The organism is Anaerostipes sp. 494a, assembly GCF_001940315.1.
Lineage (GTDB): Bacteria > Bacillota > Clostridia > Lachnospirales > Lachnospiraceae > Anaerostipes > Anaerostipes faecalis.
Genome location: NZ_MJIF01000001.1, coordinates 1,646,314 through 1,661,460, shown reverse-complemented (window position 1 = coordinate 1,661,460; position 15,147 = coordinate 1,646,314). Strand labels below are relative to the sequence as shown.

Below are 15,147 nucleotides of genomic sequence, written 5' to 3'. Positions count from 1 at the left end.
TCAATATCTCTTTTACCATTAACGTGATTTTGCAGAAACAATTTTTGCTGTTCTGGATCTCCATTCCTTCCCCTTGACCGTTTTGCATGCATACACTTTATAATAATATTTTTTTCCAGACTTTAATCTTGTGTTGATATATTTTCTTGCGGAAGATGCTTTAATCTTTTTCTTATAAATATATTTTCCATTCTTTGACGTTGCCCGATATATTTTATAATATGAAGATCCACTGACTTTATTCCATGTAACAGCTACTGTCTTTCGTTTAGAAGACTTTGCTTTTACTCCACTGACTGCTTTCGGATACACCTTAATATCAAAGGTTTTCTCATATCCCAGACAACTGATTTTTCCCTTTTGAACTCCAATCCGAATATCTGGTTTCACCAGCTTGTAATCATTTAAAATTTTCTTACTTCCATCTCTGTAATATGTGATCACTTTAAGACCTTTTATCTGAAAAGTTTCTCCTTCTACATAAATTTTTTTGGTTGGAGCCACAATTTCCACTCTATCTAAAAGTGGACTCCGGATATAATACCCTTTCAACCCATATTTATCAGAATGATTTTTTGCATATTCATGTGCTGATGTATTCGCATATACGTACATATAACTAGGTTGATTTATGATGGAACTCAGATTATGTGCAATATATTTTACAGAATATGGCATATATACGCTTAAATTCATAATATTTTCAAACGCATAATCCTCAATACGTTCTACTCCCTCTGGAATCACCAAAACTTCCAGCCCTCTACATCCTGCAAAACATTTTTCCGGTATTACCTTAATTCCAGGCGATAACTGCACCTTTTTAAGAATTCGATTATTTTCAAAAGCTCTTTTTTCAAGTACAGTAATCGAAGATGTCATTGTAATTTCATCCAGAGTATCCACATCTGTCAAATATATATTTTGTAATGAAGTTCTCTTTCCTCCAAAATTCACCTTTGTAATTCCTGTATGAGAAAATGCCTTTTCTCCAATCTCTCTCACTCTATCTGATATATTTAATACTTTTGAAGTCTCATTTTGTACAATCCAGCTTCCCATCTGCCTAAGGTTTTTGCATCCATACAATGCATATTCTCCAATTGCAGTAATCGTATCTGCATTTTCAATTACCTCCAGCCCGGAATCATTGACAAATGTATTATATGGTATCTCATTCTCTATATCGGGATTCAAAGTTACTTTTTTTAGTCTTCCACAACCTGAAAACATACCACTTCTAAGCTTACAATCAATAACTGCCGTCTCCAGATTGTCACAGTATGAAAAAATACTCATTCCGATTGTTTTAATATTTCCTGGAACATATATATTTTTTAATCTTTTGCAAAAAGAAAAAGCTCCATTTCCTATAGATTCCAATTGCTCTGGCAGCTTGATTTCTTTGATTGCACATCCATAAAAAGCCTGATTACCAATAAAAGTAACGGACTTTGGTATTTCCACAGTTTCTAATCCCGAACAGTTGGAAAAAACTCTATCTCCTATTTTTTTTACTCCCTCGGGTATCTGCACAGAATGAATTTCCTGTACTCCACCTAATGCCCCTTCTGGTATTTCTTTAATATCCTCCTGGAATTTTACTTGTTTAATCTGTGTACAATGATTAAATACAGATCTTCCCATTGATTTTATTTTAGAAGATATTATTAGCTGTGCCTGATCTCCGTTTTGATTTAACACTCCATCGATCGTCTTCAATTTTTCATCATAATCAAATGCAAAATCTCCAATTGTAATCTTTTCCATTCCATCTGGAAAATTTATATTCTCTAAGTTACCACATCCTCTTAACATATAAGGTGTGATCGTAATATCTTTTCCACGAATCGTGATATCTTTTAAATTAGAACACGCAGAAAAAACTCCTTCTCCCAACTGACATTCTGATGGAATCTCTGCAGATGTAATCCCTGTTCCTTCAAACCCATCGACTTTTATATCTCTTAAACTTTCTGGAAGCAGAATCTCTGTCAGTTTTCGACAATTAGAAAAAGCCTTCCCTTCAATAAAAGCTAATCCATCCGGCAGATTTATTTTTTCCAGATTTGAACAATATGCAAAGGCTTCTTTTCCTATTTTTGTAACCGTATCCGGCAGCCTGACCTCCTTTACATTATTCCAGGTATACAATGCCTGATCTGGAATCTCCTGCATATTCTCTGGCATTTCTACAATATTAATTCTGGAACATCCTGAAAAATCAACCTTTCCAGTAAATTCTTTGGACGGTATTTTGTAAATGATATTGTCTCCCTCTTTTTCAAAAAAATGATTCACTTCTTCCAGCTTCGGACAGTCTTCAATGTACAATCTTTCTGCCAGATAATCATAATTTTCCGGAATTACAACCCTTTTTAACTCACTACAGTCTTCTATTCTTCCAATCCGCTTTATATTATCTGGAAAAACAATACTTTCCACCGTAGCATTTCCACTAAAAGCTCCTTCCTTAACACTTGTTACTCTTTTTCCATAAATTTCATCTGGTACAATAACATTCTTATCATTCCCTATGTATTTTGTAAGAGCAATGTACTCTGTATATTCTTCATACTCAAATCCATCGTATTCTGGTTCTAGAATTTCAGCCTTCACTGATACTATTGGCAGCCCTGTTACAGAAAAACAAAGGCAGACAGCCACAAAAAAGGACATCATACCAAGCAATCGTTTTTTCATTCTTCTTTTCATTCTTTTCCTCCTGTTTTTCTTTATATATAATATACAAATTGAAGTACAGGAAAATCTCATTTTCCTTATATTTTTTTTGTATAGAAAAAGGCTCCTTACATATAAATCACATAAGGAACCTTTGATTTAAAAATATTTTAAATTATAATAAAGATTTATAGAGTGCAATAATATCTTCCAGCGAAGCATCCTTTGGATTTCCAGGTGCACATGCATCTGCAACAGCAGACTCAGCCAGGAACTGGATATCCTCTTCTTTTACGATTTCTTTCAGATCAGCAGGAATTCCTACATCAGCAGACAGCTGTTTTACAGCATCTACAGCTGCTTTTCTGTATTCTTCCTGAGTCATATCTTCTACCCCTTCAACACCCATTGCTTTAGCAATATATTTATATTTATCACCTGTTGCATCAGCATTAAATTCCATAATTGTCGGAAGGAGAATTGCGTTTCCTACACCATGTGGTGTATCATAAACTGCTCCTAATGCATGTGCCATAGAATGTACGATTCCAAGACCTACGTTTGAGAATCCCATTCCTGCAATATACTGTCCAAGAGCCATTCCTTCTCTTCCTTCTGGAGTATTATCTACAGCACCTCTTAAACTATTGGAGATGATTTCGATTGCTTTTAAGTGGAACATATCTGTCATTTCCCATGCACCTTTTGTTGTGAATCCTTCAATTGCATGTGTCAATGCATCCATTCCGGTTGCTGCTGTTAATCCTTTTGGCATAGAAGACATCATATCCGGATCAATAATTGCAATAACAGGAATATCATGAGGGTCTACACACACAAATTTACGTTTTTTCTCAACGTCTGTAATAACATAATTGATAGTTACTTCAGCTGCTGTTCCTGCAGTTGTTGGTACTGCAATGATTGGTACGCTAGGTTTTTTTGTAGGTGCAACGCCTTCCAGACTTCTCACATCTTCAAATTCCGGATTGTTAATAATAATACCAACAGCTTTGGCAGTATCCATGGAAGATCCTCCACCGATAGCTACCAGATAATCAGCCTGGGCTTTCTTAAATGCTGCAACACCATTCTGTACATTTTCAATAGTTGGATTTGGTTTAATCTCAGAATAAATTTCATAGTCTAATCCAGCTTCATCTAAAACATCTGTCACCTTTTTTGTAACACCAAATTTTACAAGATCCGGATCAGAACAAACAAAAGCTTTTTTAAATCCTCTTGCTTTTGCTTCTGTTGCAATTTCTTTAATTGCTCCCGCTCCATGATAAGATGTTTCGTTTAAAATAATACGATTTACCATAATACACGCTCCTTTTATATTGATATTTTTTTAACTATCTTCATTTTAATATTGTACAAATTTTAATACAAGTTACATTTTCCTTAGAATGTAAAAAATGTTACACTTCGAAAAAAGTGTAACATTTCAACATTTCCTATCTGCTATTCTCAAGTAAATCATATAACATTGGAGGTAAAGCTGCCATTAAACGATCTGCCATCTCTTCCGGAGGAACCTTCATCCCTGTGGTCGCCCATTCAGCAGTCATATGTACAGATCCGCGACAATACATCCTCAGCAGAAATTCTATATCATCTGGAATATCCTTCACACCTTTCTCATGAACCATACCCCGATAAAACTGATAAAACCATTCATAATCATATTCTTTCAAACAATTTTGACTATCACAGGTAAATGCTGCCGGAAAAAATTTTCCTTCACGTTTAATAAACTCAAATTTTTTTCTTAAACCTTCCCTCAGATTCAGACTTCCCCCCATTTCCTGAAAAGATTTCTGAACAAGTTTATCAAAATGCCAGTTTACCAAATCGTACTTATCCTTAAAATGGCGGTAAAATGTAGGGCGTGTCACTCCACACTGATCTACAATCTGTGTTACTGTAATCTTTTCTACCGGATAATGATCTAACAACTCTTTCATTGCTTCTGCCAGTTTATATTTCATCTTCTCTGACGCATCCATTGAAACCGCCCTTCCTTTCCTGTGATTCTTCTTTCAGAAAATATTATATCAGAATTTGCATTATTTGAACTATTAAATTTTCTGATGGAACCATCCTTCTTGTTTATTCTAATAACTTTTTGTAACTAAAATCTATTGCAAATGCCCCTAATGGTGCTGTTAACACAATGACAAGAACAGCAACTGTTAAAACCATATCTCCGCATGAAAGTCCTATACTAAGCGGAATACCTCCGATTGCAGCTTGAACAGTTGCTTTGGGTGTATATGCCAGCATTGTAAACATTCTCTCTTTCCAATTTAGTTTTGTTCCTAACAGACACACGAATACACCTGCCATCCTAAGGACCAATGCTCCTGCAATAACAATCAATGCATTACTTCCCACATTTTTAAGATATCCTATATTTACTGTTGCCCCAACTAAAACAAACAGAAATATCTCTGCTGCAACCCATAATTTATTGTATTTTGCGGATAATCTTTTTGCAACAGGCTCACGAAATTTTTGTATTGCAACACCTATAAACATAATAGCTATCAACGCTGCAAATGTAATGTTTGTATTTAATGTATCTTCTGCTGTTACCAGCATAAATGAAACAGAAAGAATGAGTAATACTTTCGTTGTATCTCTTATATGCACCTTTTCAAAATATTTTGACAGGATATATCCAAGTCCCACTCCAATTAGTACTCCAAGTGTTATAGATATTGGAATATTTATGAAACTTATTACAGATATTCCTTTTCCTTGTATGATACCTATAAATGTTGTAAACAACACAATTACATATACATCATCAACAGAAGCTCCAGCTAAAATCAACTGCGGAATGCCTTTTTTTGTTCCATATTCTTCCTCTATTAATTTGACCATACGTGGAACTACTACTGCTGGAGAAACAGCAGCCAAAACAGAACCTAAAATTGCAGACTCCAACACACTAATTCCCAATATTTTTGGTGCTAATAGAATAATTCCTAGCAACTCAAAACTTGCAGGAACAAAACACATAAGAACTGCTGGTCTCCCTATTTTTTTTAGTCCGGAAATATCAAGGTTTAATCCCGCCCTGGTCAATATAATTATCAATGCTATTTTACGAAGTTCAGATGAGATGGAAAGTATGCTGGGATCAATCAGATTCAAAACATATGGTCCCAATATAATACCTGTAATCAGCATTCCCAACAAACTAGGTAATTTACATTTCTGGCATAACCATCCTAAAATCATGCCTAAACTTAAAATTAATGCAACACTTAATAACATAAAAAAATCTCCTTTTTACGCAGAAAAAGCCGATAGCTTCTGCGTATTATAATTGCAGAAGTCATCAGCTCTAATAAGCGGTTTAAGTATAAATACTAAGGGAGTACTTCATTCCCATGTATAATCCTAACACAATCTATACCATTTTTCAATAATCATCATCCCTCTGAATATTATAAGCATATCTTTCTATCATTCGATTACAAAAGCTCCAATTAAATTAGACCATTTTCTCCTAATGCTTTTTCTATAAATTTCTGATCATATTGACAATGAGATTCACCCAGTTGAATTGCAGGTTTGGTTTTTCCATGAAAGTCACTTCCACAAGTTGTCATGATTCCATACTCCTGCCCTTTTTTATAAAAATAATCCACTGTTTCCGCATCATGATAGTTACTGAATGCCTCAACTCCATCGAATTTTACAGCCTCCATCATTTCATCAAAAATTTCAAATCTTCCTTTTAAATTTTCTCCCGGATGTGCCAGTACTGCTTTCCCTCCGTTTCTGTGTATCAAATCTACTATTTCCGCAAGAGATGGATAAATTACTTTCGTATAGCATGGTTTCCCTTGTGCATAAAAATCCCAGTAGAAATTTACATATGGATTGTCACTTCTATCTCCGCCTTTTCGATATGGTGTTAATAATGGATGTTTCTCATATTCCTCTTTTGCTAAAATTATTTCTCCAAACATCTCTCCTGTATACACCCCATTGTCAGATAACTGATCTAATTCTTCTTTGGATACCTGAAAACCAAGCTGCTTTGTTAATTCAATTTTTTTCATGGAAAGTTCCAGCTCCTGGTTTAGAACAGATTCACCCAAAACTGTAAATTCTGGAGCTTTATCATTAATTCCATATCCAACTACATGCAGATTAATATCCTGATATGTACAATCAATTTCAATCGCCGGAATGTACTGAATTCCCAATTCTTTCGCTCTTTGTTTCGCTTCAGTAATTGCATCGACCTTATTATGATCAGCAATTGCCATAATCTGAATTCCCTTCTCTGCACACATTTCTACCAGTCTGGACGGCATATATTCTCCATCATCACTATATATACTATGCATATGCAAATCAATGTAATTTTTCATTTTTCACACCTTTCCTCTTTGTTTATGTAATTTGCTCCAGTTTTTTATTTTTTCTTCCGGTCAAAGAAAACATTTTTTCCAGACACACTGATCGGGATTCCCTGCCATATTACATCATCTGATGTGTCAAACATTTCCATTGCTGCCTTTCCTGCTGAAAACATAATTCGATTGTCTACTCTTGCATCCGCCGCCACTGCCACCGCAGACGAAAGTGCAATTCCCAGATCTACAAACTGGAATGCACATCTTCCATTTTTAGCTCTACACTCACCGCAATCTTTAAATCCACAGAATCCGCATTTCTGTACTCCTCGATATGTACGTTTTACTCCGATTAATATAATGGCATCTGCCGCTTTTACATTGCGTGCATCTCTTATATACCAGTCCTCTGCCTTTTCTCCAAAATCCCGTTGCCCGATTTTTTCCATTTCGTCCGCTAACCGGTCTTTATCTTCTCCAGTAAGAACCATCGTCTGAATATCATCAATTCCTTTGGTTTTTGGAGCTGTTCTCGCCGCTGCACACATTCTGGCTGCTGTTTGCAAAACCGCCTGTTCTTCCATTTGTTTTTCTTTATAAATCATAACACTTTTCCTCCTTTTAATCTTCCATTAATTGCTCTATTGTCAATGTATCAAAATCCGATACAACAAGATCTGCCAGAGTTAAATCCTGTTTTAAAGCTTCTGGCTTTTCCTTAAGCATTGATGCTGCCTTTAAAAAAATTTCTGAATCTGGCTTTTCTTTTCTGCTGTCTCAACATAATAGGAGACATCTTCTGGTAAATGAAATTCTTCTTTCATCTTTTCCCACATAAATTCATAAGTCGTTCCAAGAAATTGATCATGATAATGCCAATCAACTTCGATTCCCAAGCTCTGCAATAATTTATGCTTTGCCAAAATATTTATATATTCAGAATCAGAGATTACTCCATCCATGTCAAAAATAACTGCTTTTTTCATCGCTTCCTCCTTTTTCGTGTATATACACATATTTCTTTAAGAAAAAAATCCCGCTTTGCGGGATTTTCCGCTGATAGATTATATATAATTATTGCTCCAAAAGTCGAAGTAATATTTCTTCTAATTTCGCTGCATCCTCTTTCCCTATACGACGTTCTATTTCCCTTTGTGATTCACTCCACAACTCTTTTGCTTTCCGAATAACAGTTTTTCCCTGATTGGTAAGACGCAATCTTCGATCCCGCTCTCCCGGTTCTGATACGTCCACCACCAAGCCTTTTGCTGTCAAAGGTTTTAATGTACGCACTAAAGTTGTCCTTTCCAGTCCTACATATTTCGCTAAATCACTAACATTACAGTTTTCCATATGCCCAAGACTGCTCAATAATGAATACTGGGTCACAGAAATCCCAACCGATTTCAGTGCATCATCATATAAGTTTGAGATGACCTTTGCTGCCTGTCTTAAATTAATACAATAACAACTGCTTTTTTTTCTTTTAACTTGTGTCATATATACCTCTTATTACTTTTCGTGTATATACACTATAAGTGTTTTTCTTTATTTTGTCAATAATTGTTTTCTTTTGCACATCCGCGCGGAACATTTTTTATTACATAGGAAATTCAAAGGAATTTCCTATGTAATAAAAATATCCTGCAGAAATTTATCTGCAGGATATTCGTCTATAAAATTTTATTCACGATGCATAGAGAATGAATCCATATCATAATTCTTCAGATTTTCATGAATTTCTCTTTTATCTGCCTGACTCAATAATGCATTTCTGCTCTTTTTGCTGACATTTGGCTTGTTAAATGAACTTGGTCCATTGACACATCCACCTTCGCATACCATACCTTCAATAAAGTCTTCCGGTAATCTTCCAGCTTTCAGGAACAACAATGCCTTCTTACATTCTGCTGCTCCGTTTGCCTTACAAACCTTTGCATCAATCTCCTCTTCAGATTCTTTCAGACTCTGAATTACAGCTTCTGTAACTCCTCCAGAAGTCGCAAACTTTTTACCATAAACAGAAGATTCCTGATAATCATTTTCTGCCGGTTTTAAAACAACTTCTTTTGCCTTCATAATGGCACGAATTTCACTGTAGGTTAATACATAATCTGCATTTCCTTCAATCTTCTGATCTACAACTTCAGATTTCTTTCCAAGACATGGCCCAATAAATACAGTTACTGCATCAGGATCCTTTGCTTTGATCAGTCTTGATACTGCACACATCGGAGAAACTGTTGTGGAAATCTGATCTTTTAATTCTGGAAAATGCTTATGAATCATATTAACAAAAGCAGGACAGCAGGAGGTTGTCATCTTCTTACCTTCTTTATATGCTTCCGCCCATTCTTCAGATTCATAGGCTGCTGTCATATCACCGCCAAGCCCTACTTCGAAGAATCCATCAAATCCTACTTCTTTCATTGCATTCTTCCAGCTGCTCATTGTAATTTTTTCGCCAAACTGTCCTTCTGTAGCAGGTGCAACCATTGCATAAACCTTTTTGTCTGACTTCAGTGCTTCAACTACATCTACAATGAATGTTTTAGAACCAATAGCACCAAACGGACAGCTATGAATACATTGTCCGCAACGGATACATTTCTCTTCATTAATTATGGAAATACCATGTTCATCATATGTAATGGCATCTACCGGACAGCTGAATTTACAAGGTCTTTGCAGATATGCAATAGCATTATACGGACATGCTTTAGCGCACTGTCCACATTCTTTACATTTTGATGGATCAATATGTGAACGTTTTCTTCCGCTCTCAATAGCACTAAACTTACATGCGTTGATACATGCTTTTCCGATACAATTCTGACAGTTTTCCGTAACAACATAACTGGAAATCGGACAGTCTGCACATGCAGATGAAATAACCTGAATGACATTTCCATCATCTTTCACTCCTGGAGCTTTTCCTTCTGCTAAACGAACTCTCTGACGAATAATCTCTCGTTCTTTGTAAATACAACACCTAAATTGTGGTGTTGGACCAGGAATTAATTCCATGGCAATATTATCTCTGTTCTCTTCCAGTGTACCTTCAAAAGCAAGTTTGGCAACTTCATAAAGTACAGCATGTTTAATTTTTAACAAATTTGCGTCTGCGAGCATTATCTTTTCCCTCATTTCCTTATTTTTTCTACCAGTCCGCCATTGTTTGTCATTTTTTTAACATATTTATTATAACACAAATTTGCTTATTTTCGTAGTATTTATCCTTAGATTTTTTAACTCTTTTTATACTGCATGCTTTCTGTTTTTTCGTTTTACAATATGGTCATATTCTATAAGTTTCTGTTTCTCTTCCGGGCTTAAATTTGTAGGAACCTGAATCTGTACTGTTACATACTGATCCCCGCGAACAGAGGAATTCTTCATAGATACAATACCTTTTCCACGAAGTCTGATTTTCGTTCCAGACTGGGTTCCTTCCCTGATTTTACAAACAACATTTCCATAGAGTGTTTCTACCACAGCCTCTCCTCCAAATACTGCTGTGGTGAAAGGAATGCTGACTGTTGTATATACATCCATTCCCTTTCTCTCATATCCTGGTTTGGTTCCCACGGTTACTTTCAGCAACAGATCCCCAGGCTCGCCACCGCCAAGGCCCGAATTGCCTTTTCCACGAAGCCGGATACTCTTTCCTGTATCTATACCAGCTGGAATCCGAACCTGAAGAGACTGAACACCTCCATTAGAAGACTGGAGATGTATGGTCTTTGTACAACCTGAAACCGCTTCATCAAAGCTGATGGATATTTCTGCTTCTGCATCAGAGCCTTTTTGCTGAAAATGTTGTCCGCCAAACCCATCATGAAATCCGTATCCTCTATATCCTTGTGAAGCTTTTTTCTTATTCCCGAACATTCCTCCAAAAATATCCCCGAAAATATCATCCATGTCTCCACTTTCAAAATGATATTCTCTATAATTTCCCTGATTTCCATTAAAAGGATTCTCTCCTTCGCCTGTTCCATCAAAAGCTGCATATCCATACTGATCGTATAACTTTTTCTTCTTCGGATCACTTAAAACCTCATAAGCTTCTGTTACTTCCTTAAACTTCTGTTCTGCCTGAGAATTGCCGGGATTCATATCCGGATGGTACTTTTTCGCAAGTTTTCGATAAGCCCTTTTGATCTGTGCATCATCCGCATTTTTACTGATTCCCAGAATATCATAACAATCTCTCTTTGCTGCCAATGTTACCACCCCCTATATACCTTGACAGTTTGGTTTCCTGTAATAAAAGATAAAAGTATCCCCGGGAATCATCCCGGGGAAATACCATTTTTAATTTGTTATTATCCTTCAATAGTTACATATCGTTTTTCTTCCGCCTTCTTTGTTTCTTCTTTCTTTGGAATATCCAGCATCAGAATACCATTTTCAAATTTGGCATGAATATCATTTTCCGTAACTTCTTCACCTACATAAAAGCTTCTGCTCATATTACCACTGTAACGTTCACGTCTGATATATTTGCCGTCTTTGTCTTTCTCATCATTGTTTACATTTTTTGCTGCATAAATTGTCAGATATCCATCTTTCAATTCTGCTTTTACTTCATCTTTTTTGAATCCTGGCAGATCAATAGATACTTCATAACCATGGTCTTTTTCTTTAACATCTGTTTTCATAACAGCTGCAGTCTTTTTACCATAAAGTTTCTCGTCAAAATCAGGAAATGAAAAATCCATCCAGTCATTAAATAAGTTTCCTCCAAAAATACTAGGCATCATCATAAGTCATCTCTCCTTTTTCTAACAATCTATGTTTAACACTATGAGTTTGTTCTCATGTGCCTGGTTTCCTGAACTATGAATTCGGTTCCTTTTATTACCTCTTCCTTTGTTCTATATGTAATATAACACCTATTGTTAGCACTGTCAACAGGTGAGTGCTAATTTTTTTGAAAAATTTTTTAACCTACGCCGTACATTTGAAATATCTCAGAGCGTTGATTCATCCCTTTTTTCTGTCATACACATATTGAAGTAAAATTCCTCCAATAATAAAAATCAATGCCACAACTGTCCGAATATGTATTTTTTCCTTAAGAAAAACAGCAGAAATAATCAATGATAGAAATGGCGTGAAATATGCAAGATTAGCAATCGCTGCCGTATTTTCAGTTCCATTTAGCGCCAGTGCCCAAAGAAGATATCCCACAGCATTTATTACCACTCCAATCCATAGAATTCCGATTCACTGTATTCCCTGAATTGGAATCCACTTTTCCACTGGTGCACCAAATACCAGTGCACAGACCGCTGTGATCAGCCAGATTATCATCATGGCAATATTCTGATTACAGTCTGCTTTCTTATTTAAAACAGAAAACAATCCATAACATGCTGCTGCCACAATACAGCTGATCATCCCCAAAGATACATTTCCAGAAGAATGACTCCCACTATCCAGAGAAAGTATAACTATCCCCAAAAAAGAGCTAATCATAGCTATGATTTTCATTATTGTCAATTTTTCTTTTAAAATGATACATGAAAATATCACCAGCATAATAGGCCATAAATAGTTTAATATGCATGCTTCCTGAGAACTTAGCTGTGATAATCCATAATAATATAGTGCATTATAAAGGAATAATCCAATAAATCCCAATCCACTCATAGTTGCATATTCTTTTACTGAATAATTTTTCATCTGGTTGATTGTTCCACTTTTAATATTTACCATCAATAAAAATAAAAATGCAAAAAAACTGCTAATACACAGTGCTTCTAAATTTGGTATATCCAGTAACAGTTTCTTAGCCAATGCCGCCAAAGTTGACCAAATGCAAACTGTAATAATTGCATATGTATATTTTTTCCTCATTTGTCTTCCTCTCCAGATTCTTTTTGATTTTTTAATTCTAAAATAGAACAAAGCAGGCAAAGAAGTTATTTCAGGCTTCTTTGTCTGCTTTTTAATTAATATACTTTGAAAATTATATGATGTCAATAAATCAATTTACCCTATGTTCTTTTTAATGGCTGGTTCATTAATACAACAGAACCCATAACCAGTAAAATCCCTAAGAAATTCATTCCTCTGATCTGTTCCTGATATACCAGCATACCAAGTACTGCCGCCACAACTGTTTCCACTGATGCAATCACCGGAACTTTACTACTTTCTCTAATTTTCTGTACCCCCATATAATATAACAGATAACCGATTGCTGTAGGAATCAGTGCATAAAGAAATCCTATGATCCATACTTCTTTTTCAATATAAAATGACATATTCCATGGCTTCATAAAAACCGCCAGAAATACTGCTGCAAAAAAATAACTATATGTACTGACAACAAATGCATTTATTTTTGAACCGGCAATTCTTCCAATAATTGCTGTCAGAGAATAACAAAAACCAGCTGCAACACCAAATAGGATCCCTATCAGTGAAATAGTACCCGATGAAATATGTCCACCTGTTGCCGCAAGACTGCATCCGATTACATTAATCACTAATGCTGTCCCTTTAATCCATGTGATTTTTTCCGAAAATAAAACATAAGATACCAATGCAGTAAACACCGGTGCTACATTTAGTAATACTGCACTTATTGTTACTCCTGTCATAACAACTGCATAACTGTAAAAAATATTATAAACTCCCTGACAGAGCAATCCAAGCAGAGCACATGATAACAAATCTCTTTTGGGGATAATCAAAGACTTCCATCCAAATTTAAAAACAGTAATCACTAACAAAATCAAAAATGCAAAAAATATTCTTAAAAAACTGGTCAAAGCTGATGATGCTCCATTATGACTCATATCCGTTACAAATAAGCCAATGGTTCCCCATAATATACCTGCCAGAAAGACTTGCAGATATCCTTTCTTTTGTGTTGCGTCTTTCACGTTAATCTAAATCCTTTCTCATCTGCTTTGATAAGTGGATCAGTCGAAAAACCTGCTCACTGGTATTGATCATATTTCTTTTTGCATTAGAAGAATCCATTGCTTCTTCCAATGTTGAAATTTCTCTTAAAATCGGGAAGAATGCATCAATACCTGCCTGATTACACTCTACCGCATCTTCTGTGACTGCACCTGCAAAAGCAATGACTGGTTTGTTATATTTTTTTGCAATCCCGGCAACTCCAACAGGAGCCTTTCCCATAACTGTCTGACCATCCAAACGTCCTTCTCCGGTCACAATAACATCTGCATTTTTCACAAATTTTTCTAGTTTTGTTTCTTCAAGAACAATCTTTATTCCTGATTCCAATGTACCCTTGGTAAAAGTTAAAAATGCAAATCCCAGTCCTCCTGCAGCTCCCGTTCCGGCATATCCAGGATCAGCCTTTGGATACTTTTTACATGCCAGACTGGCATAATCAGATAACCACCGATCCATCTTGGAAATCATATGCTGATCAGCACCCTTTTGCGGGCCGAAAACGACACTACACCCATCTTTCCCACATAGTGGATTGGTTACATCACAGGCAATTCGAAATGTACAGTCTTTTAACTCTGGCACCACATGATCATCTGTAATCATCACCAGTTCTTTTAATCCTTTTGCACCAAAATCTACCTGATTACCATCCTTGTCAAGCATTCCATATCCCAATGCCTGCAGCATTCCAATACCACCGTCATTGGTAGCACTTCCTCCTATTCCGACAATAAAATGCCTGCATCCATTTTCAATGGCATCCAGAATCACTTCTCCTACTCCATATGTAGTAGTATTCAGCGGATTTCTTGCTTCTTCGGGTACTAATGTAATTCCTGATGCCCCTGCCATTTCAATAATGGCTGTTTTACTCTCCATAAGAATTCCATACTTACAATCAACCGGTGTCCCTAAAGGACCTGTTACATGAACTTCCCTTAGGACACCACCCATACCCTGGGTTAAAGCTTCCACTGTTCCTTCTCCGCCATCAGCCAGCGGACGAACGCTGATCTGAGCTTTTGGACAGACCTTTTTTATTCCTTCGGCAATAGCATGTCCTGCTTCCATAGAAGAAAGACTGCCTTTTAAAGAATCTATGGCAATGGTTACTTTCATATTTTCACTCCACTACATTAAT

Annotated in this window: 15 protein-coding genes and 1 riboswitch; all 15 genes read right to left on the bottom strand. The window is 36.0% G+C overall.

The window, feature by feature from the left end:
• Positions 1–18: 18 nt before the first annotated feature.
• The gene (locus BHF70_RS08365; RefSeq protein ID WP_075759793.1) at positions 19–2,715 is read right to left on the bottom strand and encodes a leucine-rich repeat protein; all 2,697 of its coding nucleotides are present in this window, start codon (positions 2,713–2,715) and stop codon (positions 19–21) included.
• A 142-nt stretch (positions 2,716–2,857) separates the two neighbouring features.
• Positions 2,858–4,006 carry a lactaldehyde reductase gene (fucO, locus tag BHF70_RS08360; RefSeq protein ID WP_075759792.1) on the bottom strand — a complete coding sequence of 383 codons (1,149 nt, stop codon included), beginning with the start codon at positions 4,004–4,006 and terminating at the stop codon, positions 2,858–2,860.
• Positions 4,007–4,142: 136 nt separating this feature from the next.
• Entirely contained in the window at positions 4,143–4,694 is a 552-nt protein-coding gene (locus BHF70_RS08355; protein WP_075759791.1) for a TetR/AcrR family transcriptional regulator C-terminal domain-containing protein, read from the bottom strand.
• Positions 4,695–4,797: 103 nt separating this feature from the next.
• Positions 4,798–5,970, bottom strand: coding sequence for a cation:proton antiporter (locus BHF70_RS08350; protein WP_075759790.1), 1,173 nt, complete (start codon positions 5,968–5,970; stop codon positions 4,798–4,800).
• Positions 5,971–6,018: 48 nt separating this feature from the next.
• A riboswitch (Fluoride riboswitch) is annotated at positions 6,019–6,095 on the bottom strand.
• 90 nt (positions 6,096–6,185) lie between these two features.
• Positions 6,186–7,079, bottom strand: a complete 894-nt coding sequence (locus tag BHF70_RS08345) for a PHP domain-containing protein (RefSeq protein WP_075759789.1) — start codon at positions 7,077–7,079, stop codon at positions 6,186–6,188.
• Between the two features lie 44 nt (positions 7,080–7,123).
• The gene (locus BHF70_RS08340) at positions 7,124–7,669 is read right to left on the bottom strand and encodes a ferredoxin domain-containing protein (RefSeq protein ID WP_075759788.1); all 546 of its coding nucleotides are present in this window, start codon (positions 7,667–7,669) and stop codon (positions 7,124–7,126) included.
• A gap of 132 nt (positions 7,670–7,801) precedes the next feature.
• Positions 7,802–8,050, bottom strand: coding sequence for an HAD hydrolase-like protein (locus tag BHF70_RS08335; protein ID WP_075759787.1), 249 nt, complete (start codon positions 8,048–8,050; stop codon positions 7,802–7,804).
• Positions 8,051–8,138: 88 nt separating this feature from the next.
• Positions 8,139–8,564, bottom strand: a complete 426-nt coding sequence (locus BHF70_RS08330; RefSeq protein WP_075759786.1) for a MarR family winged helix-turn-helix transcriptional regulator — start codon at positions 8,562–8,564, stop codon at positions 8,139–8,141.
• Between the two features lie 183 nt (positions 8,565–8,747).
• Entirely contained in the window at positions 8,748–10,196 is a 1,449-nt protein-coding gene (locus tag BHF70_RS08325) for a 4Fe-4S dicluster domain-containing protein (protein ID WP_075759785.1), read from the bottom strand.
• Positions 10,197–10,322: 126 nt separating this feature from the next.
• Positions 10,323–11,291 (bottom strand): DnaJ C-terminal domain-containing protein, encoded by a 969-nt coding sequence (locus BHF70_RS08320; RefSeq protein ID WP_075759784.1) that lies wholly within the window; start codon positions 11,289–11,291, stop codon positions 10,323–10,325.
• A gap of 101 nt (positions 11,292–11,392) precedes the next feature.
• Positions 11,393–11,833 carry an Hsp20/alpha crystallin family protein gene (locus BHF70_RS08315; protein WP_075759783.1) on the bottom strand — a complete coding sequence of 147 codons (441 nt, stop codon included), beginning with the start codon at positions 11,831–11,833 and terminating at the stop codon, positions 11,393–11,395.
• Between the two features lie 220 nt (positions 11,834–12,053).
• Positions 12,054–12,281 carry an EamA family transporter gene (locus BHF70_RS12370; protein ID WP_278277222.1) on the bottom strand — a complete coding sequence of 76 codons (228 nt, stop codon included), beginning with the start codon at positions 12,279–12,281 and terminating at the stop codon, positions 12,054–12,056.
• 15 nt (positions 12,282–12,296) lie between these two features.
• Complete coding sequence (locus BHF70_RS08310) at positions 12,297–12,929, bottom strand: DMT family transporter (protein ID WP_143249380.1); 633 nt, start codon at positions 12,927–12,929, stop codon at positions 12,297–12,299.
• 140 nt (positions 12,930–13,069) lie between these two features.
• Complete coding sequence (locus BHF70_RS08305; protein WP_075759782.1) at positions 13,070–13,963, bottom strand: DMT family transporter; 894 nt, start codon at positions 13,961–13,963, stop codon at positions 13,070–13,072.
• A 1-nt stretch (position 13,964) separates the two neighbouring features.
• A complete protein-coding gene (locus BHF70_RS08300) occupies positions 13,965–15,125 on the bottom strand; it encodes a glycerate kinase family protein (protein WP_075759781.1) in 1,161 nt (386 codons plus the stop codon).
• Positions 15,126–15,147: the final 22 nt, after the last annotated feature.

Bases quoted from the DNA above. Each gene is read 5' to 3' on its own strand.
- BHF70_RS08365 (WP_075759793.1), bottom strand. From the start codon at position 2,715: ATGAAAAGAAGAATGAAAAAACGATTGCTTGGTATGATGTCCTTTTTT.
- fucO (WP_075759792.1), bottom strand. From the start codon at position 4,006: ATGGTAAATCGTATTATTTTAAACGAAACATCTTATCATGGAGCGGGA.
- BHF70_RS08355 (WP_075759791.1), bottom strand. From the start codon at position 4,694: ATGGATGCGTCAGAGAAGATGAAATATAAACTGGCAGAAGCAATGAAA.
- BHF70_RS08350 (WP_075759790.1), bottom strand. From the start codon at position 5,970: ATGTTATTAAGTGTTGCATTAATTTTAAGTTTAGGCATGATTTTAGGA.
- BHF70_RS08345 (WP_075759789.1), bottom strand. From the start codon at position 7,079: ATGAAAAATTACATTGATTTGCATATGCATAGTATATATAGTGATGAT.
- BHF70_RS08340 (WP_075759788.1), bottom strand. From the start codon at position 7,669: ATGATTTATAAAGAAAAACAAATGGAAGAACAGGCGGTTTTGCAAACA.
- BHF70_RS08335 (WP_075759787.1), bottom strand. From the start codon at position 8,050: ATGAAAAAAGCAGTTATTTTTGACATGGATGGAGTAATCTCTGATTCT.
- BHF70_RS08330 (WP_075759786.1), bottom strand. From the start codon at position 8,564: ATGACACAAGTTAAAAGAAAAAAAAGCAGTTGTTATTGTATTAATTTA.
- BHF70_RS08325 (WP_075759785.1), bottom strand. From the start codon at position 10,196: ATGCTCGCAGACGCAAATTTGTTAAAAATTAAACATGCTGTACTTTAT.
- BHF70_RS08315 (WP_075759783.1), bottom strand. From the start codon at position 11,833: ATGATGATGCCTAGTATTTTTGGAGGAAACTTATTTAATGACTGGATG.
- BHF70_RS08310 (WP_143249380.1), bottom strand. From the start codon at position 12,929: ATGAGGAAAAAATATACATATGCAATTATTACAGTTTGCATTTGGTCA.
- BHF70_RS08300 (WP_075759781.1), bottom strand. From the start codon at position 15,125: ATGAAAGTAACCATTGCCATAGATTCTTTAAAAGGCAGTCTTTCTTCT.